We start from the raw sequence: 25,180 nt of genomic DNA on the forward strand, positions 1-25,180 counted from the left end.
ACACATATAGGGGCAACTCTTAAGACCAGGTACCAAAAGAAGGAGGCCGATCTCATGTCCGTTGGGCAATTAACCAAACATAGACAGCTCGGATTATCCGATCAACAAGCTATCGAGATGTACCGCAGTATGCTGCTCGCTCGCAAATTCGATGAGCGTGCACTACTGTTGCAGCGTTCCGGCAAAATTAATTTTCACGTATCCGGCATCGGTCAGGAAGCCGCTCAAGTGGGCGCCGCCTTTGCATTGGAGCGGGGGAAGGATTACTTCCTGCCTTATTATCGGGATTACGGATTCGTCTTGTCGGTCGGGATGACCGTGCAGGACTTGATGCTCTCTATATTCGCCAAGGCGGAAGATCCGAATAGCGGCGGCCGGCAAATGCCGGGTCACTTCGGACATCGCAAGCATCATATCGTTACCGGCTCCAGTCCGGTTACAACCCAAGTGCCGCATGCGGTAGGTTTCGCGCTAGCGGCGAAGATGAAGAAGCAAGACTTCGTCAGCTTCGTAACGTTCGGAGAAGGCTCGAGCAATCAGGGCGATTTCCATGAAGGCTGTAATTTCGCCGGGGTACATAAACTGCCGGTTATATTTATGTGTGAGAACAATCAATACGCGATCTCCGTGCCGCTACACAAGCAAGTAAGCGGGACGATTGCTGATCGCGCAATTGGATATGGGTTTCCGGGAGTACGGGTGGATGGCAATGACGTGTTGGAAGTGTATAAGGTGACGAAGGAAGCACGAAGCCGTGCCATACGCGGGGAAGGCCCGACCTTGATTGAAGCGGTCATGTACCGGCTGTCCCCACACTCCACGTCAGATAACGATCTGGCTTACCGCTCGAAGGAAGAGGTAGATCTGCACTGGCAGCAGGATGGATTGCCTCGTTACAAGCAGTATCTGATCGAAGCCGGGATCTGGAGCGAGGATGAAGATGCGGCTATGATCGCTGCCCTTCAGCAAGAGATCAAGGCCGCGACGGAATACGCCGATAAAGCTCCTATCCAAGACCCGAACGATCTGTATCGTTACGTATATGCGGAAGAGGGGGGCGAATAGCCGATGCCGGTCGTCAATTATATAACTGCCATCCGTGAAGCAATGAGCGAAGAGATGGCACGCGACGAGAATGTGTTCGTGTTGGGCGAAGACGTCGGTTACAAAGGCGGCGTATTCACTACGACTAAGGGGATGCTGGAACGTTTTGGCGAGGAGCGGGTCATGGATACTCCACTTGCGGAATCTGCGATAGCGGGTGTCGCCATCGGGGCGGCCATGTACGGCATGCGTCCGATCGCCGAGATGCAGTATTCGGACTTCATGCTGCCGGCTACGAATCAGATCATCAGCGAAGCGGCCAAGATTCGCTACCGCTCCAATAATGATTGGTCCTGTCCGCTTGTTGTACGGGCTCCTTTTGGCGGCGGTGTTTTCGGTGGGCTCTATCATTCGCAATGTCCGGAGTCGATCTTTTTCGGAACGCCGGGATTGAAGATCGTAGCCCCCTCCACGCCATACGATGCAAAAGGGTTATTGAAAGCGGCGATTCGCGATGCGGACCCCGTGCTGTATTTTGAACATAAGAAATGTTACCAGGCTGTTGAAGGCGAAGTGCCTTCCGAAGATTACATTGTACCGATTGGCAAAGCGGACGTGAAGCGGGACGGCTCGGATATAACCGTAATTACGTACGGGTTGACGGTGCATTTCGCATTGGAAGCGGCCGCCGAACTGGAACGAGAAGGCATCGAAGCGCTTGTGCTTGATCTGCGCACGCTGCAGCCTCTCGACAAAGACGCAATCCTGAGGGCCGTAGCGCAAACAGGCAAAGTACTCGTCCTGCACGAGGACAACAAAACGGGCGGAGTCGGCGCCGAAGTATCGGCGATTATCGCCGAGGAACTGCTGTTCGAGCTGGATGCCCCGATTATGCGTCTGTGCAGCCCTGACGTTCCGGCCATGCCGATCAGTCCAGTGCTGGAGAAACATTACATGCTGAATAAGGATAAAGTGAAGGAAGCTATGAAAAAGCTTGCCTTATTCTAGGGGAGGAAGCGGGGAGAATGACTATGAGGAAGTCTACGGAAACCGGGACCGAAATCATCTTGCCGCAGCTGGCCGAGTCCCTGGTGTCGGCTACAATCGGCAAATGGCTGAAGAAGCCTGGCGATACAATCGAACAATATGAGCCGATCTGCGAGCTCATTACGGATAAAGTCAACGCCGAGCTGCCTTGTACAGTAGAAGGCACGCTCGTGGAAATAATCGCCCAGGAGGGCGAAACGGTGCCCGTCGGCGCAGTCGTCTGCATCGTAGCGGAGGCAGGCTCATCTGCGGCTGCAAGCAGCAGTGCTGCTGACGCCGTTAGCTCGGCTGGCGTGAGCAGCGCTCCGTCAGCCGGTGCCGGCTTCGCCGCAGCCAACGCTGCTATCGACGCCGATGCGCCGATGCGGCACCGCTACTCGCCTGCCGTGCAGCTGCTTGCGGCGCAGCACAGCATCGAGCTCGCGCGCCTCACGGGCAGCGGGCTCGGCGGTCGCATCACGCGCAAGGACGTGCTGCACGCAGCGGAGCATGGCTTCGGCGCAACCGCCGCAGCCAACAGCGCGCCGTTAGCACAGCCAGCGGCCCGCGCAGACAACAGCGGCAACGTAGCTTCGGCCCAAGCCCAAGCTGCCGAGCTGAGCAAAACGCCGGTGCCCCTCCGCACGACAGGCCTGCATCTAAGCGAAAGCCCAGCCATTCCGAATGTCGAAATCGAAGGACAGCGGAAGGGTGGCAGCAACGAGTACATTATCGACGTAACCCCGATCCGCAATACGATTGCCACCCGGATGCGCCAGAGCGTCGCGGAAATTCCGCACGCCTGGACGATGATCGAGGTCGATATGACTAATCTCGTGCTGCTTCGCAACAAAGTGAAGGACGAGTTCAAGAAGCAGGAAGGGGTCAACCTAACCTACTTGGCTTTCGTGCTGAAGGCGGTCGTCAGTGCGATCAAGGATTACCCGATCATGAACTCAGTCTGGGCGGTTGACAAAATTATCGTCAAGCGCGACATCAATATAGCGCTAGCTGTCGGAACGGAAGATTCGGTCATCACTCCGGTCATCAAAAAAGCTGACCAGAAAAACATCGCTGGTCTAGCCAAAGAAATCGATGAGCTCTCACGCAAGGCGCGGACGGGTAAATTGATGCTGGACGATGTGCAAGGCGGGACGATTACGGTGAATAACACGGGCTCGTTCGGATCGATTCTATCTTACCCAATCATCAACTATCCGCAAGCGGCGAATCTGACTTTCGAAACAATCGTGAAACGGCCGGTCGTCATTCAGGACATGATCGCGGTGCGCTCCATGGCGAATATGTGCTTGTCACTGGATCATCGCATATTGGATGGCGTCATTTGTGGGCGGTTTTTGCAGCGGGTGAAGGAGAACTTGGAAGGATATACACTCGATACGAAGCTGTATTGATGGCAATTTCAGAGCATGCCAGCATAGCTTGTCCGGCTGCACCGATCGAATGAATCTGGTGCAGCCTTCCTGCTTCATTGAAGAAACATATCTACGGTGAAGAGAATGACGGAAGAGAACATAGCTAGCAGCATGAGATAGACCATCGTGCGAATTAACCATTTGGGAAACACGGCTTTCAACTCCTTATTCAGGTCATACTATAGAGAACAAGCATCTACATATATTGTAACCCATTAGAGGGGCAGGAGGAAAGGTACATGATCCAACAAAATCGCTTGATCGAACAATTTCTGGAACTGGTCCGTATTGACAGCGAGACGAAGCATGAGCAACAGATCAGCGCTTTCTTGAAAAATAAATTCAGTTCACTCGGACTATCTGTATTCGAGGACGATACGGCGGCGGTCACCGGTCATGGGTCGGGGAACCTCATTCTAACACTTCCGGCTTCAGCTGGCGGGGAGAATGTGCCGACGATTTTTTTCACATGCCACATGGACACCGTTACACCAGGTAACGGCATTAAGCCGCAGGTTGCCTCAGATGGATATATTCGCAGCGACGGCACGACGATCCTCGGCAGCGACGATAAAGCGGGGATCGCGGCCATTCTGGAGTCGATTCTGGTCTTGAAGGAGCAGAACATTCGCCACGGCAAAATCCAATACGTCATTACAGCGGGCGAAGAGTCCGGTCTGCTCGGCGCACGAGCGATGGCGGCCAATCCGCCTAAGGAGCTGGAGGCGAAGTTCGGCTATGCGATTGATTCCAGCGGATATATCGGTGAAATTGCCGTAGCAGCACCTTCTCAGGCGAAGATTCATATTACGTTCTATGGCAAAGCAGCCCATGCCGGTGTGAATCCGGAAGATGGCATCAGCGCCATTCAAGTGGCGAGCAAAGCGATCTCCAAGATGTCACTCGGCCGTATCGACAGTGAGACGACAGCGAACATCGGACGTTTCGCCGGCGGAGGTGCGACGAACATCGTATGTGAGCAAGTGAACATCGATGCAGAAGCACGGAGTCTGGTGCCTGACAAGCTGGAACGCCAAGTGGAAGCGATGCGCCAAGCATGCGCGGCCGCAGCAGAAGAGATGGGTGCGCGCTCCGAGTTCAAGTCGGAGATCATCTACCCAGGCTACAAATACGACGAGACCGCTCCAGTCGTGCAACTAGCGCTGCGGGCAATCGAGAATATCGGCCGCAAAGGCTCGACATTCCACACGGGTGGCGGCAGCGATGCCAACATGTTCAACGGGATGGGCATCCCGACCGTGAACCTCGCGGTAGGCTACGAGTACATCCACACGACGAAGGAGCAGATCGCGATCAAGGAACTGGCTGGAGCAGCTGAACTCGTAGTGGCAATTGTCAAGGAAACGGCAGCAGGGGCCTAACAGAATGAGGAATCGAAGCAGCCGACTTAGCCAAGTCGGCTGTTATTGCATTCCCGTATAGAGAGAGGAGGGGATCATGTTGCCTAGTAACGCATTTATAAAACCAAGTGTGATGCTGTGTGCTATTATTCTGTTCTCTATGGTCTTCGTGACCGTCGGTTGTCAATCACCAGGTGAGACGAACCCGCTACCGCAAGCAATCGGGACTTCACCCTCTCCATCGCCGTCACCGAGTTCTAACCAACCGGGGGGATCTCCAAATGGAAGTTCATCTGCAAGACCAGGCAGCCCAAGTCCCAGCCCAGTTGTGGACAAGGAGCAGGTATCGGTCGTGAAGCTGGCCGCGGTGGGCGATGTGCTGATCCACAGTTCCATTTATAAGGATGCCAAGACGAAGGACGGTTATGATTTCAAGCCAATGTTCGAACCGATCAAACGTTACATAGAAGCAGCCGATTTGGCGATGGCGAACCAGGAGAGCATGCCGGGCGGAGAGGAGATTGGGCTTTCGGATTACCCGCAATTCAACAGCCCGTACGAGATCGCCGATGCGCTGAAGGATACAGGATTCGATATCGTCAATTTGGCTAACAATCATACACTCGATCGCGGGGAGCAAGCCATTACGAATGCCATTCAGCATATGAACAGCCTCGGGATTGTATATACGGGTGCCCATGTCTCCGTAGACGATCAAGTGCGAATCCGGACAGTCGAGAAGAAGGGCATTGTATTTGCTTTCTTAGCTTACACCTACGGAACGAACGGGATCCCGGTGCCAAAGGGCAAGGAGTACCTCGTCAATCTGATCGAGCTGCCCAAGCTCAAGCAGGACATTGAGGAAGCTCGGAAACAGGCTGATGTGGTCGTCGTCAATCTGCACTTCGGGCAAGAATATGTCCTGCTGCCGAACGAGGAGCAGAAGCAAGTGGCCCATGCCGCAGCTGAAGCTGGCGCAGACATCATTATCGGGCATCATCCTCACGTTCTTCAGCCTATGGAATGGATCGAGACGGCTTCAAGTCGGAAGGTGTTCGCAGTGTACTCGCTTGGCAATTTCATTGCGGCGCAGGAAGGGAATCGGGAGAGAACCGGGGGAATCCTGCAATTGGAGGTTGTGAAGACGGTTAAAGGGAGAGAGGCGCGTATTGAAGTGCGGCAACCCGCCTTTATTCCGACCTGGATCACAATGACGAACTGGCGCGGCTATCACATCGTCCCTTTGCAGGAGGCTCTTGAAAGCCAACTTGCCCAGGCCGACACGTATAGGAAAGAGATTCAAAGCCATTTGAACCGGTGGATGCCGGAGCTGCAATTTCCTGACATTATTCGACAATGACTCCATCCAACAGGTTCTTTGTTAACGATTCAGAATGATTAACTTCGCTGATTGTTCATCAGGGTATGGGAGGGGGTGGAGAAGCGGAGCGTCCGTCTTTGAAATCTTGTTCACACCGCTAAACATATAATCATAGGAACAAAATTTCAACAACGGTCGGAATCTCCTCCCATGCCCTCCCCACGCGCTAACTGAACTCAACCACCAAGGTCCGTCCAGTGATCTTCCGGACGGTTTTTCTTATGCGGACGGAACACCAGATAATCCTCCGAGGAATCAGATTCCATATATAGGTATTTAGAACTATTTTATTTTCGAGAATGAAAGGAATTCAAGATCGTCTGTCGAAATACTATGTACATCCCCAATTATTTCTGTACAGTAAGGCAGTGATACATCATGCCGATTCTTCAAGAGATCAAGGCCGGTCAAAAAAATAAAGTCAGTCTGACGACGCTGCTAACCGGACTTGTCTGTCTATCTGTTCTTATCACGTTAACCATTCTACTAGTCGGGTCCTACCAATCCAAAAAACAGTCCCTAGTCGACACCACACTTTCCTTGAATTATTCCACTGCTGCCAAAATGAGTAAAACGATAGACTCCTTGTTTATTTCGATGCAGGGTAGCCTTCGCTATGCCGCCAAGCATTTCTCGGAAAATCCGATGATGAACGCGGGAGAGTCGAATCAATATCTGGAGCTGCTCCACCAGAGCAACAATTATTTTAATTCCATAGTCGTCGTGAATGAGACAGGGCTTGTAGACAACGTAGTGCCAGCGTCTGTCGGAACGACCGGCATGTACATTACAGCGGTAGAAGCCAAGGAAGCGCTGGCCGCAAAGAAGTCTTACTTGTCCAAACCCCACATGACGGTCACTACAAAACGCCTGATCGTCTTCATGAGCGAACCGATATTCGACGTGAGCGGCCGTTACCGCGGATATATAGGCGGTACGTTGTATTTGCAGGAGAATAACATCTTGACCATGATATTCGGAAGCAATGACCGGGATGCGGGCGGCTCGTATTTTTACGTGGTCGGTTCGGACGGACATCTCCTCTTCCATCCGGATGTCGAACGGATCGGCGAGGATGTGAGCGGGAATCCCGTCGTGCACGAGCTTATGACTGGCATGGGCGGCAAGCGGCAGGTGGTGAACTCCAGAGGCGTGGAGCTGCTAGCAGGTTACACCGGCGTTCCGACGAACGGATGGGGAGTTGCGGTCGTAACGCCCAGTGAGGTCGTCAAGGAACAACTGAAACGCCATATCAGGTCGATGCTCTTGTACACGCTGCCACCCTTCTTCTTGTTGCTGCTTATCGCGGTCTGGTTGGCGCATCGGCTGGCGAAACCATTCGTCTCCCTTGCGAAGATGGTCAGCACGATCGGGCACGACAAGACCCAGCTTCCTCTGAAGAACAACCATTGGAACCGGGAAGCGGATTTATTGACCAAGACGATATTGATCGCCCTGTCTGACATTGAGAAGCGGACTGAGCAATTAACGCAAGCGGCTACGGTAGATCCCTTAACAGGGTTGGCCAATCGGCGTACGCTTGAAACGATTATGAATCAATGGACAGCGGAACAACTTGAATATTCCATGATCATCATGGACATCGACCGGTTCAAGTCTATTAATGACACATACGGTCATCAAGCGGGCGACGAAGTGTTGAAGCATCTGGCGAGAATCGTTTCACAATCTGTCAGGCCCGGCGACGTCTGCTGTCGGTACGGCGGGGAAGAGTTCGTCGTTCTGCTCGCGAACATATCTGCCCAGGCTGCGTTTCTTGTCGCCGAGCGCATCCGTCAAACGTTCGAGACGAGCGAGAGTCCGATCGGCAAGACCGTTACCGTCTCCCTGGGCATCGCCCACTACCCGTCGCAATGCAGCACGACCGAGGCCATGTTCTATCTGGCCGATCAGGCGTTGTACAAGGCCAAGGGCGCCGGCAAGAACAGGACGGTGCTGGCGGAGACCGAGACAACCTCATAGAACTTACCAGCGTTCCTTTGCAAAAGGCGGCTTTCTCCGATTCGAGTGGTATCGGCGGGAAGCCGTTTTTTGGTGTGGTCCTGCGTAAACATTAGCGCAGCTGGCATAAAGCTGGAATCCGGCTGTACGCTAGTTAGAGATGATAGAGAGAGGGAGGGATGATGCGCATGACCCTGATGATTGAGATAGGGAAAGTCGTTGAGGCCAAGACCGAATATGGGAATGTTCAAGAGTTGAAAGTGAAGATGGCGGACGGTTCCTTGGCGAGGGCGATCCATTATACCGACGCGTTGCATCGGGTTGCCGTGGGTGATCATGTGGCCCTCAATGTGACCGCGGTTCGGCTAGGTCTGAACAGCGGAGGGGTGCACTTTGTCCACCATGTGTTGGATCGGTCTGTAGGTTGTGCGGGAGAGATGGCTGGTGGTGCGGATACTGAAGCCTATGCTGAAGCTGCCGCCGATGCAGAAGCTGATGCTGACCATTCCGCGGTTGGCGATGTTGAAGCTGCTGCCCAAGGTCATATTATGAAGCTACGCTATACGCCGCAGCAGCGAGCGGTGCTGGCTGTGGAGGAGGAGGCGAGCCCGCACCATGAGCTGTTTCGCAGCCGGCTGCAGTTGGACGGCATGCCGGTGCTGATCGGCGAGCTGCACAGCATGCTGCCGATTGCGGCGGCGTGGCTGATGGCGGGAAGGCACGCGGGGCCCACAGGTGCCGAAGGGCGGATCGCGCCGTCGGATGAGGCGGTGAGCTCCGCTGGCGTAGTCGGCGGTGTCTCCATGCCGCTCGTAGCAGTCGGGTCTTCCATGGTGGAGGCGAGGGGAGTCGAACCCCTGTCAACGCCGAGCGGCTCAGCCTACGTAGGCACGCCGTCGACTTCCAGCGGCCTTCGGCTCGCTTACGTCATGACCGACGGCGGCGCGCTGCCGCTCGCCTACAGTCGGCATGCCGCCGAGCTGACCGCCTGCGGCTGGCTCGCCGGCACGGTCACTTACGGCCACGCCTACGGCGGCAACCTTGAAGCCGTGAACAAGTTCACGGCGCTGCTCGCCGCCCGCCACGTGCACATGGCGGACATCGCGATCGCGACGATGGGCCCCGGCATCGTCGGCACAGGCACGCGTCTCGGCCATACGGCGACCGAGACGGCCGAGCTAGTGCACGCCGTCCTAGCGCTCGGCGGCCGGCCGATCCTCATGCCGCGCATCAGCTTCGCGGACGCGCGCGAGCGGCATCGCGGGCTGAGCGCGCACACCCTGACGGCGCTCGGCGACCTGTGCCTCGCGCCGGCTACGATGCCGCTTCCGGCGGAGTTGCCGCCGGAAGCGCGCGCTTGCATCGAGCGCCAAATCGCCGAGGCTGATTTGGCGAGCCTGCATTACATCCCCGTCGTCACGGGGATGGACCCCTTCGCCATCGCTGAGCGGATGGCGGCTTATGCCCTCCCCATCACGACGATGGGGAGGCGGTTCGTGGATGACCCGCCCTTCTGGGCGGGCGTCTGTGCGGCAGCGCAGTATGCGCGCGGGCTGCTGGAAGGAGGATAGAGGGGAGAGTCTCTATTCTCCTCCTCTAGACCGAGAACGATTGAACCTTGCGCCTGATTACGAGACGTGCGTCTGATTCTATACTGAGGAAGTGATGTTGAAGGATACGAATTGGGTGTACCAGTAATTGACAAATGGGGAGGAATAGGATAGGATATTTTTTGTAGACAATAATGAATGAACCATTCATTTATTCACATCACATCAAATCAGATGAGGGATTCAAGATGGTAAACAATATGAGAAGTCAAACTCCAGATAGTCGAAAGGACCAGATCAAGCGAGCTGCGCTCAAGGTGTTCGCCCAACACGGATTGAAAGGCACGAAGATGAGTATGATTGCCGCAGAAGCCAAGATTAGCGATGGACTGTCCTACCGCTATTTCAAGTCCAAGGACGAGATTCTAGCCGAGCTCGTACGCGATGCGAATGAGGGAGCCCGGCAAGCTTTTATTCTAATCGAGACGATGCCTGGAACGCCGCTGGAGAAGGTTCGAACGATAACCCATGAGATCGTCTCGGAGGACAACCATCACTTCATGCTGATGCAACAAGTCCAGAGCGCGGCGGATCTGCCTACAGAGGTAGCGGAACTGCTGGATTTCAATGAATCCATGAGAATGGTTAATGTACTGGCGAACATTCTCTTGGCTGGTCAACGGGAAGGAGTCTTCATCGAAGAGGACCCTAGGAAACAAGCGATGTGGTACCTCACGACGATCGTAGGCCTTATGAATACGGATGCGAGCCCAATAGAAGGGTATACGTTGCCCACCGTAGATTTCTTCATGCGCTTGATTGTTAAATCTTCATCCAACTAATATGTAAAAGCAGGTGTAACGTAAATGGTGAAATCAGAAAATAACAAGACATTGATCCTGATCGGGCTGCTGCTCGGTCTCGTATTCTCGGAATTGGATCAAACGGTAGTATCAACGGCGCTACCCACAATTATTCGCGATCTGCACGGTTTGTCGCTATTCGGCTGGGTAGCCGGCATCTACATGCTCGCGATTACGGTCTTCATGCCGATCTTCGGCAAATTGGCCGATCTGTATGGCCGCAAACGAATCTACATGATCTGTGTCACTCTATTCATGATAGGCTCCGTTATATGTGGCTTCGCTAACTCGATGACGGTTCTACTGGTCGGTCGAGGCATCCAAGGCATCGGTGCAGGTGGACTTATGCCGCTAGCGATGATTATTATTGGGGATTCGTTCCCGCTGGAGCAGAGGGCCAAGGTGCAGAGTTTGATCGGTCCGATGTTGATCCTGCCACAGTTGCTAGGTCCTACCGTAGGCGGCTACTTCGTCAGCCACGTCAACTGGCATTGGATCTTCCTGATCAATCTTCCTGTAGGCATAATCGCTGCGTTGATCGTAGGCAAAGGGCTGCGGGAGTCCGTTAGTACGGAGAAGAAGTCGATCGATTGGGCTGGCGCCTCGACGCTTGTCCTTGCGATCCTCTCATTGTTACTCGCACCGGTGTTGATCGATGTAGCCGACTATACATGGTCTTCGCCTGTCGTAATCGGGCTGCTCGTCTTATCTGCCGTACTGGTTGCCCTATTCATTCGAATTGAACTTCGAACAGAGGAACCGATCATACCGCTGCAATTGTTCAGACACCGTTCGGTTGTCGTCTTGTCGTTCATTGTATTCGTGACGATGCTTGGTGTAATGGGAGGCATGTCCGGGTTCCCGTTCTTCGCTCAGAATGTGATGGGCTTGTCGCCGACGGCTTCGGGCTACTTGTCGCTTGGTTTTATGGCAGGGGCAATTCCAGCAAGTATTGTTTGTGGATTTTTGATCACGAAAGTGCCTTACAAGCTTCTGTTCATTATCTCTTTCGCACTTCCGATCGTGGCCTACTACTTATTGTCCAGAATCGATGTAAGTACTACCGTGCTCTATGTCATCATAGCGTTCTTCATCATGGGACTTGGGATTGGCGTCTTGTTCGGCAGTGACAATCTGATCGTGCAAGAATCGGTAGCGAAGGAGCATGCCGGTGTCGGAATCGCGACCGTGCAGCTGTTCCAATCGCTCGGCGCAACACTTGGCTTCAGCATCTTCGGCAGCTTGCTCTCCCGGAACATTCATTCCGGCATCACCGACTTGTCCGGTCAATTCCCGGCAGGCACATCCGAAACCATTATCAATGGAGGTATGCCGGAAGGCTTATCCTCGGAGCTGATGCTGCAGATCAAGAACATCTTCTCTGAAGCGTTCCAGCACATGTTCCTGATCGGCGTTTTCTTCTCGATCGCGGCGTTCGTCATCTGCTGGTTCCTGCGGAAAGAAGTGTTGACCACTCGCCAAGAGGTAGCCGAACCTGCAGCGGTTCAAGCTTAATCTGTGTAACCTTCGACCTTGTTCTCTACGTAACCGTCTATGATCATCCAACCTTGATTATAGAAAAACGATCCTCAGTCCACTCTATTAGCTTGCTCTAGACACAACAACCCAATAGAATAGAAGACGAACCCCACGTCACTGTTGGGATGAAAGATTCTGAGGAGGTTAATCGAATGGATCGCAACAAATACGAAGAAGTGAAACAAGCGTATGGGTGGAAGCCGGATCTCGCTGTGAAAGCACCTGGCGTGATACTGTCGGTTCAACTGGATGGCAACGTTGCTTATGTGTCCGGTCACGTCCCATTCTCCGGGGGAGAACTGACGTACAAAGGACGAATCGGCGATAATGTATCGATCGAAGAGGGTAAGCAATCTGCAGCATTGTCGGTCATCAACTGTCTGGAGTCGCTGGATAAAGCAGTAGGATTGGAACGCGTAGAGAAAATACTGAAAGTAACAGGATACTTAAGCTGCACAGAGCAAGTGACCGAACATCCAGTGATTATGAACGCAGGCAGCCAGGTACTGATCGACGTATTCGGGGAAGCAGGCAAGCACGCACGTGCGGCTCTGGGTATCCATACACTGCCATTGGGCTCCTCGACCGAAGTAGATATGGTAGTGTTATTGAAATCATAAGCTAACTACACAATATATAAGAGAAAACCACCTGATCTCCAGGTGGTTTTCTCTATCGATACGGTAAAAGAGTCAGCCCCGACTACGCCCCACAGGCCCCGCATACCCGACCCGCTCCGCTTGACTGGTTAGGCCGGACAGCAGGGATGCCAGTGTCTTATCCCGATTCGTTTCCTTCGTGAGCTTGCGCAAATATTGCCGCACTTCCCAACCCTTACCTACGATCCGAAGCTGATCTTGAGCCAAGTAGGACTTCATCCTCGTATCCCCCTCATCATCTTGTAAAGTTTGATATAATGTCATGGTATGCGCATGGTGGACAAGTTATGCTGACGTGACTAGTGAACCTGCGCGGAACGATTATCAAACCGATGGAGATGATAGATTTGAATAACAAATACGAAGAAACTACGATCCAAACCGAATCCATATTCAACGGAAGAGTGATCTCCCTGCAAGTAGATACGGTCAACCTCCCGAACGGGAAGATCGCGACCCGCGAGATCGTCAAACACCCAGGAGCCGTAGCGGTGCTGGCGCTTCACGAAGGCAAGATGATTGTGGTGGAGCAATTCCGCAAGCCGCTTGAGCGCAGCTTAGTCGAGATTCCGGCGGGGAAGCTGGATCCGGGCGAAACGCCACTTGAAGCAGCGAAGCGAGAGCTGGAAGAAGAGACCGGCTTCTGCAGCGAATCGCTGCGTCTCATCAGTTCTTTCTACACGTCGCCTGGCTTTGCCAATGAGATTATTCATTTATACGTGGCTGAGGATCTTGTCCCAGGCGAGGTTCATCTGGACGAGGACGAATTCCTCGACATCGAACTCATCACACTGGAACAAGCGCAGCAGCTCATTGCGGATGGCCGTATTCGTGATGCCAAGACGATCACAGCCGTCTACGCCTGGCAGATCTATCAATTAACCGGGCAGATCTGACATGTCTGCACCTAAGAAGGCACCATCATTATCCAGTTATTTCGTCGATCTGCACATCCACATCGGGCGCACCGAGAAGGGCAAGCCGGTCAAGATTAGCGGCAGCAAGGACTTGACGTTCTTCAACATCGCGCAGGAAGCATCGGAGCGTAAGGGCATCGATGTAGTCGGCATCATTGACTGCCACTCGCCGGCTGTTCAGGATGAGATTATGGACTATCTCCATAAAGGTGAGATGGAGGAGCTCGAAGGTGGAGGCATTCGCTATCGTAAAACCACTATCATGCTCGGCAGTGAGATTGAGGTGAGAGACCCTGGCCGTGGTGCCGCGCATTTGCTCGCGTACTTGCCGACATTAAGCGACATGCAGCAGTTTACAGGCTGGATGAGCCGCTATATGAAGAACGTAGAATTAAGCTCACAGCGTATCTACGTCACGGCTCGCGAGCTGCAAGCGGAAGTAATAGCCAGGGGAGGCATCCTCATCCCGGCTCACATCTTCACCCCCTACAAGAGCGTCTACGGCAGCGCCGCCACCCGAATGGCTGAGCTGCTGGACATCGAACAGCTCTCCGCTGTCGAGTTGGGCCTAAGTGCGGATACGGAGATGGCCAGCCATATCACCGAGCTGGATACGCTGCCGTTCGTGACGGATTCCGACGCTCACTCTTTGCGCAAGATCGGTCGGGAATACAATCGGCTTTATATGCAGCAACCGACTTTCCATGAACTGACGATGGCGCTTGCGAATGCAGAGGGTCGGGGGATTGCCGCCAACTATGGGTTGAACCCTCATCTGGGCAAGTATCACCGGACTTACTGCGCTTCTTGCGAGACGGTTCTGGACGCGCATCATCCGCAAGGCGAACGATGCCCTCATTGCGGTCACGGGAAATTCGTACGCGGGGTTATGGACCGGATTATGGACATCGCGGACAGGAGGCAGCCGTTAGTAAGCGCCCACCGTCCGCCCTATCACTATCAAGTCCCACTTGAATTCATCCCAGGCTTAGGTCCGAAGAAGCTGGAATCGATGCTGCTCCGCTTTGGGACCGAGATGAATATATTGCACCGTGCACCTGAGAACGAACTTGTGGAAGCGGTAGGTTTTGATATTGCTCGTACTATTATGCAGGCGCGGCTTGGTGAACTTACTTTGGAAGCAGGAGGTGGAGGACGATACGGCAAAGTAATAATTCCCGGCAAGAGCGATCCTAGCTAAATATCCAGTCATAGGTTCCCCGCTAGTTTCATATACATCCTAAGAGTGGGACAAGGTATCGGAATACACTTTCGAAGCTTATCTTCACATTTGGGGTGAAATTTGGGGTGCCGATTGGAGGACTGAAGGATGAGCTGGAACAACCGGATGCGCTCGGATATGAAGGAACATTTGTCGCTGTACGTATTCGTCTCCGTCTTGCTGGTGATGGGCGTCGTGTTCGGCGCGCTTATGGTGAACGCCTTGTCAGCGGATCAGAAGCAGGAGTTGGGCCGTCATCTAAGCAGCTTCGTGCAAATGATCGATCAAGGTACGGATCTGGGAGGGCAGGCTTCGTTCAAGCAAGCTTTCTTTATGCATTTGAAATGGATTTTGCTTATCTGGATGCTGGGGTTGTCGATTGTTGGATTGCCTTTTATTTTTCTGCTCGATTTTCTAAAAGGAGTGCTGGTGGGCTTCTCGGTAGGCGTCCTTGTGGGCGAGATGTCCTGGAAAGGGATGCTGTTCGCACTCGTGTCGGTCGCTCCGCAGAACTTGATCATTATCCCGGCGCTCATGATATGCAGCGTGTCGGCGATTTCGTTCTCGATGTACTTGGTCAAAAACCGGTTCCTGCAAAAAAAAGGAACGTTGTATCCGCCATTCGTTCGCTTCTCCTCCATCACACTGAGTATGATCGCGCTGCTGTTCGGTGTATCGTTGTTCGAGGCGTATTTGTCGCCCGTGTTGATGCAGTGGGTAACGCCCATGCTGAGCGCTCTTGCGGAATAGATCAAATCCCCCTATAATGTAAGCATGCGCGAAACCGGCGACAATGCTCTAAGGGGGAGGAGTATGGAAGCACGAATCGATAAGATCAAGCAGCAGCTGCAATCGCAGGGCTATAAGCTGACACCCCAGCGCGAAGCGACCGTTCGCGTCTTGCTTGAGAACGAGGAAGATCACCTCAGTGCGGAAGATGTGTTCATGCTCGTAAAGGACAAGGCTCCCGAAATCGGACTCGCAACGGTATATCGGACGTTGGAATTACTAAGTGAGCTTCACGTAGTGGAGAAGATGAATTTCGGCGACGGGGTAGCACGTTATGACCTGCGCAATGATAACTCTCATCACCATCATCATCATTTGATTTGTGTCAAATGCGGAGCGGTGGATGAGATTATGGAAGATTGGCTGACGCCGCTCGAAGAGAGACTGGCCGCCGAGTACAACTTCAAGGTGCACGATCACCGGCTTGATTTCCAGGGCATCTGCCACCGCTGCAACGAGAAGGCAGCCAAGGAAGCCGCTGAATCACAGGGTGACCTGTAAGCAACATCTGTTGATATCACACGAATACGATTGAGAACGAAGGCCTTGTCCACGGACAGGGCTTTATTTTTGTTTGAGTAAAAAAAGCATAGGCAAGAGAACCTATTGGAAGTGGAGCCATTGATTGCCTCCCCGCATACATTTGATACTAGGAACTTGTTTCATCGATTGCAAAGGAGGGGGCAAAATTGACTAATTCGACCCATTCGAACCGATACGTTATAGGGGTGCCCAAAGAAATCAAGAACAATGAGAACCGTGTAGCTCTAACACCTGCCGGGGTGCACATGCTGAAGCTGGCCGGGCACGAGATCGTGGTAGAACGATTCGCTGGAGCAGGGAGTGGCTTCACGGATGAGGAATACGCACAGGCGGGAGCCGTTATCTCGGAAACAGCGGCCGATGTATGGACCCGTGCAGATATGATCATGAAGGTGAAAGAGCCGATTGCCGAGGAATTCGGGCATTTTCGCGAAGGGCAACTGCTGTTCACGTACTTACACCTCGCAGCAGCCTTGGAATTGACACATGAGCTTGTCCGGCGCAAGGTTACYGGTATCGCCTATGAGACGATACAAGCTGCCAACGGAAGCCTTCCTCTTCTCACCCCGATGAGCGAAGTGGCCGGCAGAATGTCGGTGCAAGTAGGAGCGCAGTTTCTGGAGAAGCCTAACGGTGGGCGTGGTATTTTGTTAGGTGGCGTTCCAGGTGTACCCCCGGGTGTTGTCGTCATCCTCGGAGGTGGCATCGTTGGAACGAATGCAGCTAAGATGGCGCTAGGACTTGGCGCCGATGTCGTGATCGTGGAACGTAGCGCAGACCGAATGCGAGCGTTGGACGATATATTCGGTGGGCGGGTCAAGACGCTGATGTCCAACTCGCTGAACATTGCTAACGCCGTGCAAAAAGCCGATCTGCTCATCGGGGCAGTACTCATCCCTGGTGCCAGGGCGCCCAAGCTCGTGACCGAGGCGATGGTCAGTCAGATGAAGAAAGGCGCTGTTATCGTAGACGTAGCTGTTGACCAAGGCGGAACGATTGAGACGGTCGATCGGGTAACGACTCACAGTGAGCCTACGTACGAGAAACATGGGGTCATTCATTATGCCGTAGCCAATATGCCCGGAGCGGTCCCGAGAACATCCACATTCGCCTTGACGAACGTAACAATCGGCTATGCACTGGAGCTGGCTAACAAAGGATTCGACAGAGCTGTCAAGGAGAACAACTCCTTACGGTTAGGTGTCAATACGTACGGGGGATTCATCTCACATCCGGCTGTTGCGGATTCGGTAGGCTTGCCACTCCAACCGCTACCTGAGTAGTGAAGCTGAATCGGTTGCATCCTGGCAGTCATATTCGGCAGAGGACAATCATAATCTTACCCTAGACTGCTGTTATAGGGACAAGGAGGCATTCAGATGATCGTATCCGTTCGAAGATGGCTGACGCGATTGAAGTTCACGGTGATGTTCTTCGTCTTGACCTTGGTGGTCTATTATTTGTTCCAATGGGTATCGGGCTGGATTGAACCTGCGCAGCGCTACAAGGAGCCTACTGGCAAGGCGGTCAAGGTGTTTCAGCAGCATACCGGATATGGGGAGCCGTCCTCCTCGTTCGCCGACCGTTTAATGTTATTTTATTGGTACGGGGAGTAGACCGTTCGAAGCAGGATTTCGTATGAGTACTGTGGAATGGAATAAAGAACGATTCCATAGCTGCAAGGAAGGAATGATCCCTCGATGAAACAGCACCTGCACAACTTCATACAGTATATATACGTCGAGAAGCGACTTGCCCGAAATACGTTGGAGTCTTATGAGCGGGATTTGGCCGCATTTATAGATTATTTGCAGCAATCCGGCGTTCAGTCGATAGAGAGCTCAAATACGATGCACATTCACCAATATATCCATCATCTTCGTCAGCAGGGCCGTGCGGCGGCATCCGTTTCCCGCTGCATGGTGTCCTTGCGTGCCCTGTACCATTATTTGCTTCAAGAGCGATTGGTCAACACGGATCCGACAATGGGGTTGGAGTCACCTAAGCTTGAGAAAAAGCTGCCTCAGATCATGGCGGTTGAAGAGGTGGAGCGGCTGTTGGAAATACCGGATACGTCTGTGCCATCCGGTGTCCGTGATAAAGCGATGTTGGAACTGCTGTACGCGACAGGCATTCGTGTGTCAGAGCTGATCGAGCTTGATGTTAGTCATATTCACTTGGATATGGGATTCGTCCGTTGTCCAGGAAAAGGCGCAAAGGAGCGGATCATCCCTCTGGGTCGGATCGCGATACAGTGGTTGGAAATGTACATCGGCACGATGCGCGTACACTTGCTCAAGAGGGCTGATGCAGAGGATGCGTTGTTCTTGAACCATATGGGAACGCGATTAACACGCCAAGGTTTCTGGAAAATACTGAAGAAAGCCGCGCGCAACGCTGGGATCCGGGAAGAAGTAACACCGCACACACTTCGCCATTCGTTCGCCGCCCACCTGTTGGAGAATGGAGCCGATCTGAGAGCGGTACAGGAGATGCTCGGTCATGCCGATATTTCCTCGACCTTGTTGTATGCCCAGGTTAGCAAGCTGCGGATGAAAGATATTTATGAAGCGGCCCACCCCCGGGCGGGAAAGCACGGAACGTAAGAGCCATGCGGATGCGCAGGCTTTTTTTTACAGAATCAGAAAGTATAAACTTCGAGAGGTTGCATCCTGATTCGGCATAAAAAGTTACCGCTAAAGACGAACCCGCTTCACCGAGTTGCTTCGATAGAAGCTTTTTTTATTCGAGGGTGACAGAGGACAAGGCCAGATCATCCAGTGGAGCATTATTTTGCAAACGGCTGGGAGGCGTGAGATAATATTGAAAAAACAAGTAGGGAGGTATACTCCTGATGTCTTATAAAAGAATATGCCTGATCGTCCTAGATAGTGTTGGGATTGGTGAATTGCCGGATGCGGACAAGTTCGGTGATCGGGGGTCGCATACGTTAGGACATATCGCCGAGAGGGTGGCAGGCTTCGCGCTGCCGAACATGCAGAAGCTTGGGCTTGGCAACATTGCTCCGTTGCAAGGAATAACTCCTGTTGAACAACCGATTGCGGCTTATGGGAAAATGGTAGAAGTGTCGGTAGGTAAAGATACGATGACCGGTCACTGGGAGTTGATGGGACTGAAGGTGACGATCCCGTTCCAGACTTATCCGGAAGGGTTCCCGCCTGAACTGATCGAGGAGTTCGTCCGCAGAACCGGACGTGCCATACTCGGCAATAAGCCAGCGTCTGGAACCGAGATCCTGGACGAGCTGGGTGAAGAACAGATGAAGACAGGCGCCTGGATCGTCTATACTTCAGCGGATAGCGTCATGCAGATTGCTGCCCATGAGGATGTGATCCCGCTAGAGGAGCTGTACGCCGCATGCCGAATAGCGCGAGAGCTTACGGTTGGGGAGTATGCGGTGGGACGCGTTATCGCCCGGCCATATATAGGACAACCCGGTGCATTCAAGCGAACACCGAATCGACATGACTACGCCGTCTCGCCACCAGCACCTACGGTTATGAATAGCCTGAAGGACGCTGGACTCGATTGCATCGCGATCGGCAAGATCAATGATATATTTACTGGCGAGGGCGTTACCGCGTCCTATCATACGAATAGCAACGAACACGGCATGGAGGAGACGATTCGCGTATTGGGTGAGTCCTTCCAAGGCTTGTCGTTCACGAACCTGGTTGACTTCGACTCTCTCTATGGGCACCGTAGAGATCCCGAAGGTTATGGACGAGCACTGGAAGCATTCGACCGGCGTCTGCCTGAGCTAATGGAACGCTTCGGGAAGGAAGATTTACTTCTGCTGACTGCTGACCACGGCAATGATCCGATTCATGCTGGAACCGATCATACGCGCGAATATGTTCCTCTGCTCGTCTGGAGTCCAGGGATGAACCATCCTGCTTCGCTCGGCATCCGAGCTACATTCGCCGATGTGGGAGCAACAATCGCCGACAACTTCGGATTGCCGGCACCTTCATACGGAACGAGTTTTTTGGCACAGATTGAATAGAAAGGATAGTGAGATGCAGATGAATGCTATGGAACAAGTCGAGCAAGCGCGTCTATTTATCGAAGAAGAAATCCCTTACCAGCCTGAGATCGGGCTCATACTGGGGTCTGGTCTTGGCGTGCTTGCCAATGCGATGGAAGACGTCACCGTCATCCACTATAGTGAAATTCCGCACTTCCCGAAAGTCACAGTAGAAGGACATGCCGGTGAATTGATGGTCGGTACCATACAAGGACGCAAAGCTATTATGATGAAAGGCCGATTTCACCTGTATGAAGGGTACGACGCCCAGACGGTCGCTTTTCCCATTCGTGTCATGAAGGCAATGGGTGTGAAGACACTGCTTGTGACGAACGCTGCCGGTGGGGTGAATACGACTTATTCGTCCGGGGATCTGATGCTGATTCGGGACCATATCAATCTGATGTATCGCACCCCGTTGATCGGGCCGAATGACTCGTCGTTCGGTGTGCGTTTCCCGGATATGTCGCAGGCCTACAGTGCTAAGCTGTTGAATATCGCTAGAGAAGCAGCAGCTGAGGAAGGTGTTTCCGTGCGCGAGGGAGTGTATGCCTCCATGCTCGGTCCTAGCTACGAGACACCAGCGGAAATCCGCATGCTTCGTACGCTTGGAGCGGATGCAGTCGGCATGTCTACCGTGCCGGAAGTCGTCGCAGCCCGTCATGCTGGACTGGAAGTGCTGGGCATTTCCTGTATCACGAACATGGCCGCTGGCATACTGGATCAACCTTTGTCACATGAGGAAGTGATGGAGACGGCAGAACGGGTCAAGGGTACATTCCTGAGCTTGGTTGGCCGGATCATTGGGAAGATGTAACTAACAACTTATATAACAGGAGGTTTACATAGATGGAACAGTTGCAACTGCAGCAAATTGACGAGGCCGTAGCTTACATACTTAATCGAATCGGCAATCTTAAACCTGTGATCGGCATGGTGCTGGGGTCAGGACTCGGAGATCTGGCTCACGAAGTAGAAGATGCTGTAGCGATCGCTTATTCTGATATTCCACACTTTCCGGTATCGACAGTAGAAGGCCACGCAGGCCAGTTTGTAGTAGGGACGTTGGAAGGAAAGTCTGTTATCGTCATGCAAGGCCGCTTCCATTATTACGAAGGCTATGCGATGCAAAAGGTCGTATTCCCGATCTATGTGATGAAACGTCTAGGTGTACAAACATTGGTCATGACGAATGCGGCGGGCGGTATGAACCGAGCGTTCCGACCTGGTGATCTGATGCTGATCTGCGACCATATTAACTTGACCGGGGATCACCCTCTGATCGGCAGAAATGATCCGCAACTCGGCGTCAGGTTCCCGGACATGTCGGAAGCTTACAATCGCCAATACCGCGCATTGGCTCATCGATTGTCCAGTCAAATTCGTGGAGATGACGGCGATGCATTGGAGCTTCAGGAAGGCGTATACTGCGGGATCAGCGGTCCAGCTTATATGACACCGGCTGAGCTTAAAATGCTTGTTGTAATAGGCGGAGACGCTGTAGGAATGTCGACGGTTGGCGAGGTGATCGCCGCACGGCATGCTGGAATCAACGTTCTGGGTATTTCGTGCATTACGGATATGGCGATCGGGGAAGAACTGGAGCCGTTGACCCATGAACAAGTAGTGGAAGTAGCCAACCGCACGAAGCCCAAGTTTATCGCGTTGGTAAAAGCGTTCGTGCGTGAAGTATAGCAGGTTCTGGGTCGGGACTGTAGTTGGGAGATGCGAGCCATGACGGAAAGACAGGATACGGATGCGGCGGTTGTATCAGAAGCAGACTCCCGCAGGGAGCTTGGCTGGACGTTATTGAAACAAATAACGGGCAGCAAGGGAGAGCAGACGATTGAGAAGCTGCAGGAGTTTAGTCCGGATTTGTGCGAACTCATTATTTCTTTCGCTTACGGCGACATTTATTCACGGGATGGGCTCGATCTGAAGCAACGTATGATCGTTACGCTGACAACGCTGATCACCATGGGCGGCTGCGATAAGGAGCTGGAGGTTCATGTAGGCTCTGCGTTGAACGTCGGCCTTACCGCGAAGGAAATTGTCGAGATTATGCTGCATTGTGTGCCTTACATCGGATTTCCGAAAGTGATGAATGCGATTCACTTGGCACGTGTTGTGTTCGAGTCCAAGGGGATTCGGGTGGAGTAGGACGAAGGGAACGAAACAGGAGATGGAACATCAACGCTCCATTACATATTTGCAAGGCGTCGCGCTCTACATGGGAGCGGTTCTAGGTTCCGGCATTCTCATACTGCCGGGCTATACGGCACAGCTTGCCGGGCCAGCCTCCATCGTGTCGTGGTTGGCGATGTCGCTCATCAGCATTCCGATCGCCTACACGTTCGCCAGACTCGCGCTTAAGTATCGGGATTTCGGGGGAATCGCCAAAATCGTGGAGCAAGCGTTCGGGGGGACATGGGGGGCTATCGTTGGGTGGTTTTTCTTCGTCTGGGTTTCGACAGGACAAGCGGTAGTAGGGCTTACCGGAGCTGCTTACATCGTATCCGCGTTCCGGCTTCCTGCAGGCTGGGCCTACGTAGCTGCGTTCGGATTTCTAGCCGCCGCCTTAGCGGCTAATCTGCTGGGGATGCGTGCGAGTGCCAGGCTGTCGCTTGGCTTGAGCGGGGCTGTATTGCTGCTACTACTGGCGACCATTGCATTGTCTCTGCCGGACGTGGAGCCGAGTCAATTCCAGGATTTCATGCCGCACGGTGTAGGAGGGATCGGCCGCGCTTGTGTGTTGATATTCTGGGCGTTCTTCGGGTGGGAGAGCATTACCCATCTCGTACCGGAGTTCCGCAATCCGGAACGTGACGTGATGCGGAGCACATGGTCCAGCGTCTTCGTAATCGGCACGACATACACCCTGCTATCGGTCGTTACAGTAGGAACCGGACTGTATGGAGATCAGGCAGCGGCAGCGCCGTTAGCGGACTTGATGGGCCGCGCTGTAGGTTTCAGTGCAGGTATAGCGACCGCGATTGTCGCATGTATTGTCTGTCTCGGTACGCTGAACGTTTACTTGGCCAGCTCTTCCAGGCTCGGCTATTCCTTGGCGCAAGAAGGCCGGTTCCCGACTTGGTTCGGTGGGTTAGGCTCAAGAGGCGTTCCATATCGCAGCACGATATTTCTATTCGCAACGAACAGTATAGTTTTGCTCATCAGTTACGTATGGGACGTAGGCGCGGACAGGTTGATTCTCTTTCCAACGACGCTTGGTATCGTCGTCTATGTCATTGCTACGCTTGCCTGCGTGAAGCTGTTATGGCACGACCGGATCGGTCGTTTGTCATCTATGGTTGCGGCGGCATTTTGTATCGTTGTGGCGCCTTTCTCATTATCGTATCTAGCGGTGCCGGTCGTTGTCGCGGCCGCTTGTTTATTGTATTTGAGAATCCGGAGGAACCGGACGAGATCGGAGGGTGGGGTATAGATGAGAACGGTAGATCTTATACAGAAGAAACGCGATGGAGGAGAGTTGAGCCGCGAAGAATTGGCATTTCTTATCCAGGGTTACAGCAGCGGCCGGATTCCTGATTACCAGCTATCTGCTTGGGCAATGGCGGTGTATTTCCAAGGGATGTCGGCCCGGGAAACGGCCGATCTGACCTTGGAGATGGCCGCCTCCGGCGATCAAGTCGACCTGAGCCCAATCCAGGGCGTCAAGGTCGACAAGCACAGCACAGGCGGCGTCGGCGATACGACGACGCTTGTGCTGGCTCCGCTCGTCGCGGCCGCCGGGGTACCGGTCGCGAAGATGTCCGGCCGTGGGCTAGGCCACACGGGCGGGACGATCGACAAGCTGGAGTCGATCCCCGGCTTCCAGGTCGAGCTCACGCAGGAAGCGTTCGTCGAGCAGGTGAACCGGCACGGCGTTGCTGTGATGAGTCAGTCCGGCAACGTGACGCCGGCAGACAAGAAGCTCTACGGCTTACGGGATGTGACCGCAACCGTGAATTCCATTCCGCTCATCGCGAGCTCGATTATGAGCAAGAAGATTGCTTCGGGCGCTGATGCGATCGTGCTCGATGTGAAGACCGGCAGCGGCGCGTTCATGAAAACGCTGGATGACTCGATCCGCCTCGCGGAAGCGATGGTCGCCATTGGTGAGGAAGTCGGCCGCGAGACGGTCGCCGTCATCAGCAGCATGGACCAGCCGCTTGGCGTGGCCGTCGGCAACGCGCTTGAAGTAAAGCTGGCCATCGAGACGTTGAAGGGCCAAGGTCCGAAAGACCTGGAGGAGCTATGCCTCACACTTGGCGCCCACATGCTAGTGCTAGGTGGCAAAGCGCTCGAAATCGACGAGGCGAAGGACATGCTATACGAGATCATTCGCAAGGGATACGCGCTGAAGAAGTTCAAGGAATTCGTAGCCGCTCAAGGCGGATCGCCTTCGTTCATCGATCAGCCTGCCCAGTTGGCGACGGCTAAGCATGTCATTGCGGTTCCGGCACCGACTGCCGGGTATGTGTCCGCGATTGAAGCGGAGCGTATCGGCATCGGTGCGATGATGCTCGGTGCTGGCCGCGAGACAAAGGAGGCTGCCATCGATTTGGCAGCTGGTATCGTGCTTCGCCGCAAGATCGGCGATCGTGTCGAGTTAGGCGATACGTTGGTCGAGCTGCACACGAACCGCGCCGATTCATCGCTTGTGGAGGCGGTGCAGCAGCACATACTCGACGCATACCAGGTGACGGAGGAAGAGCCTCCAAAGCCTGTGCTGCTATATGCAGTCGTGACCAAGGACGGCGTAGAACGGTTTTAATGTGAAGGCGTGCCTGGTGTCTGGCGAAAAATGCAAAACCGGTGCTTGGAGAGCATCAAACGT

The 25,180-nt window shown here is 53.6% G+C and carries 24 protein-coding genes, 1 tRNA gene and 1 pseudogene; 24 read left to right on the forward strand and 2 right to left on the reverse strand.

The genetic code is table 11. From position 1 onward, the window contains the following. The first annotated feature begins 54 nt into the window (after positions 1–54). From AC1DWB_RS10490 to AC1DWB_RS10520, 7 genes and pseudogenes are all read left to right on the forward strand, one after another. Positions 55–1,065: a thiamine pyrophosphate-dependent dehydrogenase E1 component subunit alpha gene (locus AC1DWB_RS10490; protein WP_477541000.1), complete on the forward strand. Its 1,011-nt coding sequence runs from the start codon at positions 55–57 to the stop codon at positions 1,063–1,065. Positions 1,066–1,068: 3 nt separating this feature from the next. Further along, entirely contained in the window at positions 1,069–2,052 is a 984-nt protein-coding gene (locus AC1DWB_RS10495; protein WP_477541001.1) for an alpha-ketoacid dehydrogenase subunit beta, read from the forward strand. Between the two features lie 17 nt (positions 2,053–2,069). Beyond that, positions 2,070–3,485 (forward strand): dihydrolipoamide acetyltransferase family protein, encoded by a 1,416-nt coding sequence (locus AC1DWB_RS10500; protein ID WP_477541002.1) that lies wholly within the window; start codon positions 2,070–2,072, stop codon positions 3,483–3,485. A gap of 260 nt (positions 3,486–3,745) precedes the next feature. Further along, the gene (locus AC1DWB_RS10505) at positions 3,746–4,888 is read left to right on the forward strand and encodes a M20/M25/M40 family metallo-hydrolase (RefSeq protein ID WP_477541003.1); all 1,143 of its coding nucleotides are present in this window, start codon (positions 3,746–3,748) and stop codon (positions 4,886–4,888) included. A 76-nt stretch (positions 4,889–4,964) separates the two neighbouring features. After that, positions 4,965–6,227, forward strand: a complete 1,263-nt coding sequence (locus AC1DWB_RS10510) for a CapA family protein (RefSeq protein ID WP_477541004.1) — start codon at positions 4,965–4,967, stop codon at positions 6,225–6,227. 399 nt (positions 6,228–6,626) lie between these two features. Next, positions 6,627–8,231: a sensor domain-containing diguanylate cyclase gene (locus tag AC1DWB_RS10515; RefSeq protein ID WP_477541005.1), complete on the forward strand. Its 1,605-nt coding sequence runs from the start codon at positions 6,627–6,629 to the stop codon at positions 8,229–8,231. Between the two features lie 245 nt (positions 8,232–8,476). Then, positions 8,477–8,854: pseudogene (locus AC1DWB_RS10520) on the forward strand (DUF3866 family protein); the annotation flags it as partial. 187 nt (positions 8,855–9,041) lie between these two features. Here AC1DWB_RS10520 and AC1DWB_RS10525 read toward each other — a convergent pair. Beyond that, positions 9,042–9,172 (reverse strand) — tRNA-OTHER (locus AC1DWB_RS10525). Between AC1DWB_RS10525 and AC1DWB_RS10530 the strand changes: the two genes are divergently transcribed. The 4 genes from AC1DWB_RS10530 to AC1DWB_RS10545 all read left to right on the forward strand — a co-directional run bounded on the left by AC1DWB_RS10530 (position 9,140) and on the right by AC1DWB_RS10545 (position 12,782). Further along, entirely contained in the window at positions 9,140–9,781 is a 642-nt protein-coding gene (locus tag AC1DWB_RS10530; RefSeq protein WP_477541045.1) for a DUF3866 family protein, read from the forward strand. The two genes, AC1DWB_RS10525 and AC1DWB_RS10530, sit on opposite strands and share 33 nt — an antisense overlap. A gap of 227 nt (positions 9,782–10,008) precedes the next feature. Next, entirely contained in the window at positions 10,009–10,602 is a 594-nt protein-coding gene (locus AC1DWB_RS10535; protein WP_477541006.1) for a TetR/AcrR family transcriptional regulator, read from the forward strand. A 24-nt stretch (positions 10,603–10,626) separates the two neighbouring features. Continuing rightward, on the forward strand, positions 10,627–12,138 hold the full coding sequence (locus AC1DWB_RS10540; RefSeq protein ID WP_477541007.1) for an MDR family MFS transporter: 1,512 nt from the start codon (positions 10,627–10,629) through the stop codon (positions 12,136–12,138). A gap of 176 nt (positions 12,139–12,314) precedes the next feature. Continuing rightward, on the forward strand, positions 12,315–12,782 hold the full coding sequence (locus AC1DWB_RS10545) for a RidA family protein (RefSeq protein WP_477541008.1): 468 nt from the start codon (positions 12,315–12,317) through the stop codon (positions 12,780–12,782). Positions 12,783–12,854: 72 nt separating this feature from the next. Here AC1DWB_RS10545 and mciZ read toward each other — a convergent pair whose 3' ends face one another. Further along, positions 12,855–13,040, reverse strand: coding sequence for a Z-ring formation inhibitor MciZ (gene mciZ / locus AC1DWB_RS10550; protein WP_477541009.1), 186 nt, complete (start codon positions 13,038–13,040; stop codon positions 12,855–12,857). A gap of 119 nt (positions 13,041–13,159) precedes the next feature. On the opposite strand from mciZ, the gene AC1DWB_RS10555 reads away from it, so the two are divergent. The 13 genes from AC1DWB_RS10555 (at position 13,160) to AC1DWB_RS10615 (ending at position 25,117) form a co-directional block, all read left to right on the forward strand. After that, positions 13,160–13,717 carry an NUDIX hydrolase gene (locus tag AC1DWB_RS10555; protein ID WP_477541046.1) on the forward strand — a complete coding sequence of 186 codons (558 nt, stop codon included), beginning with the start codon at positions 13,160–13,162 and terminating at the stop codon, positions 13,715–13,717. A 1-nt stretch (position 13,718) separates the two neighbouring features. After that, positions 13,719–14,939, forward strand: a complete 1,221-nt coding sequence (locus AC1DWB_RS10560; RefSeq protein WP_477541010.1) for an endonuclease Q family protein — start codon at positions 13,719–13,721, stop codon at positions 14,937–14,939. Between the two features lie 129 nt (positions 14,940–15,068). Continuing rightward, on the forward strand, positions 15,069–15,710 hold the full coding sequence (spoIIM, locus tag AC1DWB_RS10565; RefSeq protein WP_477541011.1) for a stage II sporulation protein M: 642 nt from the start codon (positions 15,069–15,071) through the stop codon (positions 15,708–15,710). A gap of 63 nt (positions 15,711–15,773) precedes the next feature. Beyond that, positions 15,774–16,250 (forward strand): ferric iron uptake transcriptional regulator, encoded by a 477-nt coding sequence (gene fur, locus AC1DWB_RS10570; protein ID WP_477541012.1) that lies wholly within the window; start codon positions 15,774–15,776, stop codon positions 16,248–16,250. A 188-nt stretch (positions 16,251–16,438) separates the two neighbouring features. After that, positions 16,439–17,575, forward strand: coding sequence for an alanine dehydrogenase (ald, locus tag AC1DWB_RS10575; RefSeq protein WP_477541013.1), 1,137 nt, complete (start codon positions 16,439–16,441; stop codon positions 17,573–17,575). A gap of 96 nt (positions 17,576–17,671) precedes the next feature. Further along, positions 17,672–17,908 carry a YqzK family protein gene (locus AC1DWB_RS10580; protein ID WP_477541014.1) on the forward strand — a complete coding sequence of 79 codons (237 nt, stop codon included), beginning with the start codon at positions 17,672–17,674 and terminating at the stop codon, positions 17,906–17,908. 84 nt (positions 17,909–17,992) lie between these two features. Next, entirely contained in the window at positions 17,993–18,898 is a 906-nt protein-coding gene (xerD, locus tag AC1DWB_RS10585) for a site-specific tyrosine recombinase XerD (protein WP_477541015.1), read from the forward strand. A gap of 248 nt (positions 18,899–19,146) precedes the next feature. After that, complete coding sequence (gene deoB / locus AC1DWB_RS10590) at positions 19,147–20,319, forward strand: phosphopentomutase (RefSeq protein WP_477541016.1); 1,173 nt, start codon at positions 19,147–19,149, stop codon at positions 20,317–20,319. A 28-nt stretch (positions 20,320–20,347) separates the two neighbouring features. Next, positions 20,348–21,157 carry a purine-nucleoside phosphorylase gene (locus AC1DWB_RS10595; protein ID WP_477541047.1) on the forward strand — a complete coding sequence of 270 codons (810 nt, stop codon included), beginning with the start codon at positions 20,348–20,350 and terminating at the stop codon, positions 21,155–21,157. Between the two features lie 32 nt (positions 21,158–21,189). Beyond that, positions 21,190–22,035, forward strand: a complete 846-nt coding sequence (locus tag AC1DWB_RS10600; RefSeq protein WP_477541017.1) for a purine-nucleoside phosphorylase — start codon at positions 21,190–21,192, stop codon at positions 22,033–22,035. A gap of 39 nt (positions 22,036–22,074) precedes the next feature. Then, the gene (locus AC1DWB_RS10605; protein WP_477541018.1) at positions 22,075–22,500 is read left to right on the forward strand and encodes a carboxymuconolactone decarboxylase family protein; all 426 of its coding nucleotides are present in this window, start codon (positions 22,075–22,077) and stop codon (positions 22,498–22,500) included. A gap of 22 nt (positions 22,501–22,522) precedes the next feature. Then, positions 22,523–23,785 (forward strand): APC family permease, encoded by a 1,263-nt coding sequence (locus AC1DWB_RS10610; protein ID WP_477541019.1) that lies wholly within the window; start codon positions 22,523–22,525, stop codon positions 23,783–23,785. After that, positions 23,786–25,117: a pyrimidine-nucleoside phosphorylase gene (locus tag AC1DWB_RS10615; protein ID WP_477541020.1), complete on the forward strand. Its 1,332-nt coding sequence runs from the start codon at positions 23,786–23,788 to the stop codon at positions 25,115–25,117. Positions 25,118–25,180: the final 63 nt, after the last annotated feature.

Source organism: Paenibacillus sp. P4_E11 (genome assembly GCF_056401635.1).

Bases quoted from the DNA above. Each gene is read 5' to 3' on its own strand.
- AC1DWB_RS10490 (WP_477541000.1), top strand. From the start codon at position 55: ATGTCCGTTGGGCAATTAACCAAACATAGACAGCTCGGATTATCCGAT.
- AC1DWB_RS10495 (WP_477541001.1), top strand. From the start codon at position 1,069: ATGCCGGTCGTCAATTATATAACTGCCATCCGTGAAGCAATGAGCGAA.
- AC1DWB_RS10500 (WP_477541002.1), top strand. From the start codon at position 2,070: ATGACTATGAGGAAGTCTACGGAAACCGGGACCGAAATCATCTTGCCG.
- AC1DWB_RS10505 (WP_477541003.1), top strand. From the start codon at position 3,746: ATGATCCAACAAAATCGCTTGATCGAACAATTTCTGGAACTGGTCCGT.
- AC1DWB_RS10510 (WP_477541004.1), top strand. From the start codon at position 4,965: ATGTTGCCTAGTAACGCATTTATAAAACCAAGTGTGATGCTGTGTGCT.
- AC1DWB_RS10515 (WP_477541005.1), top strand. From the start codon at position 6,627: ATGCCGATTCTTCAAGAGATCAAGGCCGGTCAAAAAAATAAAGTCAGT.
- AC1DWB_RS10530 (WP_477541045.1), top strand. From the start codon at position 9,140: ATGACCGACGGCGGCGCGCTGCCGCTCGCCTACAGTCGGCATGCCGCC.
- AC1DWB_RS10535 (WP_477541006.1), top strand. From the start codon at position 10,009: ATGGTAAACAATATGAGAAGTCAAACTCCAGATAGTCGAAAGGACCAG.
- AC1DWB_RS10540 (WP_477541007.1), top strand. From the start codon at position 10,627: ATGGTGAAATCAGAAAATAACAAGACATTGATCCTGATCGGGCTGCTG.
- AC1DWB_RS10545 (WP_477541008.1), top strand. From the start codon at position 12,315: ATGGATCGCAACAAATACGAAGAAGTGAAACAAGCGTATGGGTGGAAG.
- mciZ (WP_477541009.1), bottom strand. From the start codon at position 13,040: ATGAAGTCCTACTTGGCTCAAGATCAGCTTCGGATCGTAGGTAAGGGT.
- AC1DWB_RS10555 (WP_477541046.1), top strand. From the start codon at position 13,160: ATGATAGATTTGAATAACAAATACGAAGAAACTACGATCCAAACCGAA.
- AC1DWB_RS10560 (WP_477541010.1), top strand. From the start codon at position 13,719: ATGTCTGCACCTAAGAAGGCACCATCATTATCCAGTTATTTCGTCGAT.
- spoIIM (WP_477541011.1), top strand. From the start codon at position 15,069: ATGAGCTGGAACAACCGGATGCGCTCGGATATGAAGGAACATTTGTCG.
- fur (WP_477541012.1), top strand. From the start codon at position 15,774: ATGGAAGCACGAATCGATAAGATCAAGCAGCAGCTGCAATCGCAGGGC.
- AC1DWB_RS10580 (WP_477541014.1), top strand. From the start codon at position 17,672: ATGATCGTATCCGTTCGAAGATGGCTGACGCGATTGAAGTTCACGGTG.
- xerD (WP_477541015.1), top strand. From the start codon at position 17,993: ATGAAACAGCACCTGCACAACTTCATACAGTATATATACGTCGAGAAG.
- deoB (WP_477541016.1), top strand. From the start codon at position 19,147: ATGTCTTATAAAAGAATATGCCTGATCGTCCTAGATAGTGTTGGGATT.
- AC1DWB_RS10595 (WP_477541047.1), top strand. From the start codon at position 20,348: ATGGAACAAGTCGAGCAAGCGCGTCTATTTATCGAAGAAGAAATCCCT.
- AC1DWB_RS10600 (WP_477541017.1), top strand. From the start codon at position 21,190: ATGGAACAGTTGCAACTGCAGCAAATTGACGAGGCCGTAGCTTACATA.
- AC1DWB_RS10605 (WP_477541018.1), top strand. From the start codon at position 22,075: ATGACGGAAAGACAGGATACGGATGCGGCGGTTGTATCAGAAGCAGAC.
- AC1DWB_RS10610 (WP_477541019.1), top strand. From the start codon at position 22,523: ATGGAACATCAACGCTCCATTACATATTTGCAAGGCGTCGCGCTCTAC.
- AC1DWB_RS10615 (WP_477541020.1), top strand. From the start codon at position 23,786: ATGAGAACGGTAGATCTTATACAGAAGAAACGCGATGGAGGAGAGTTG.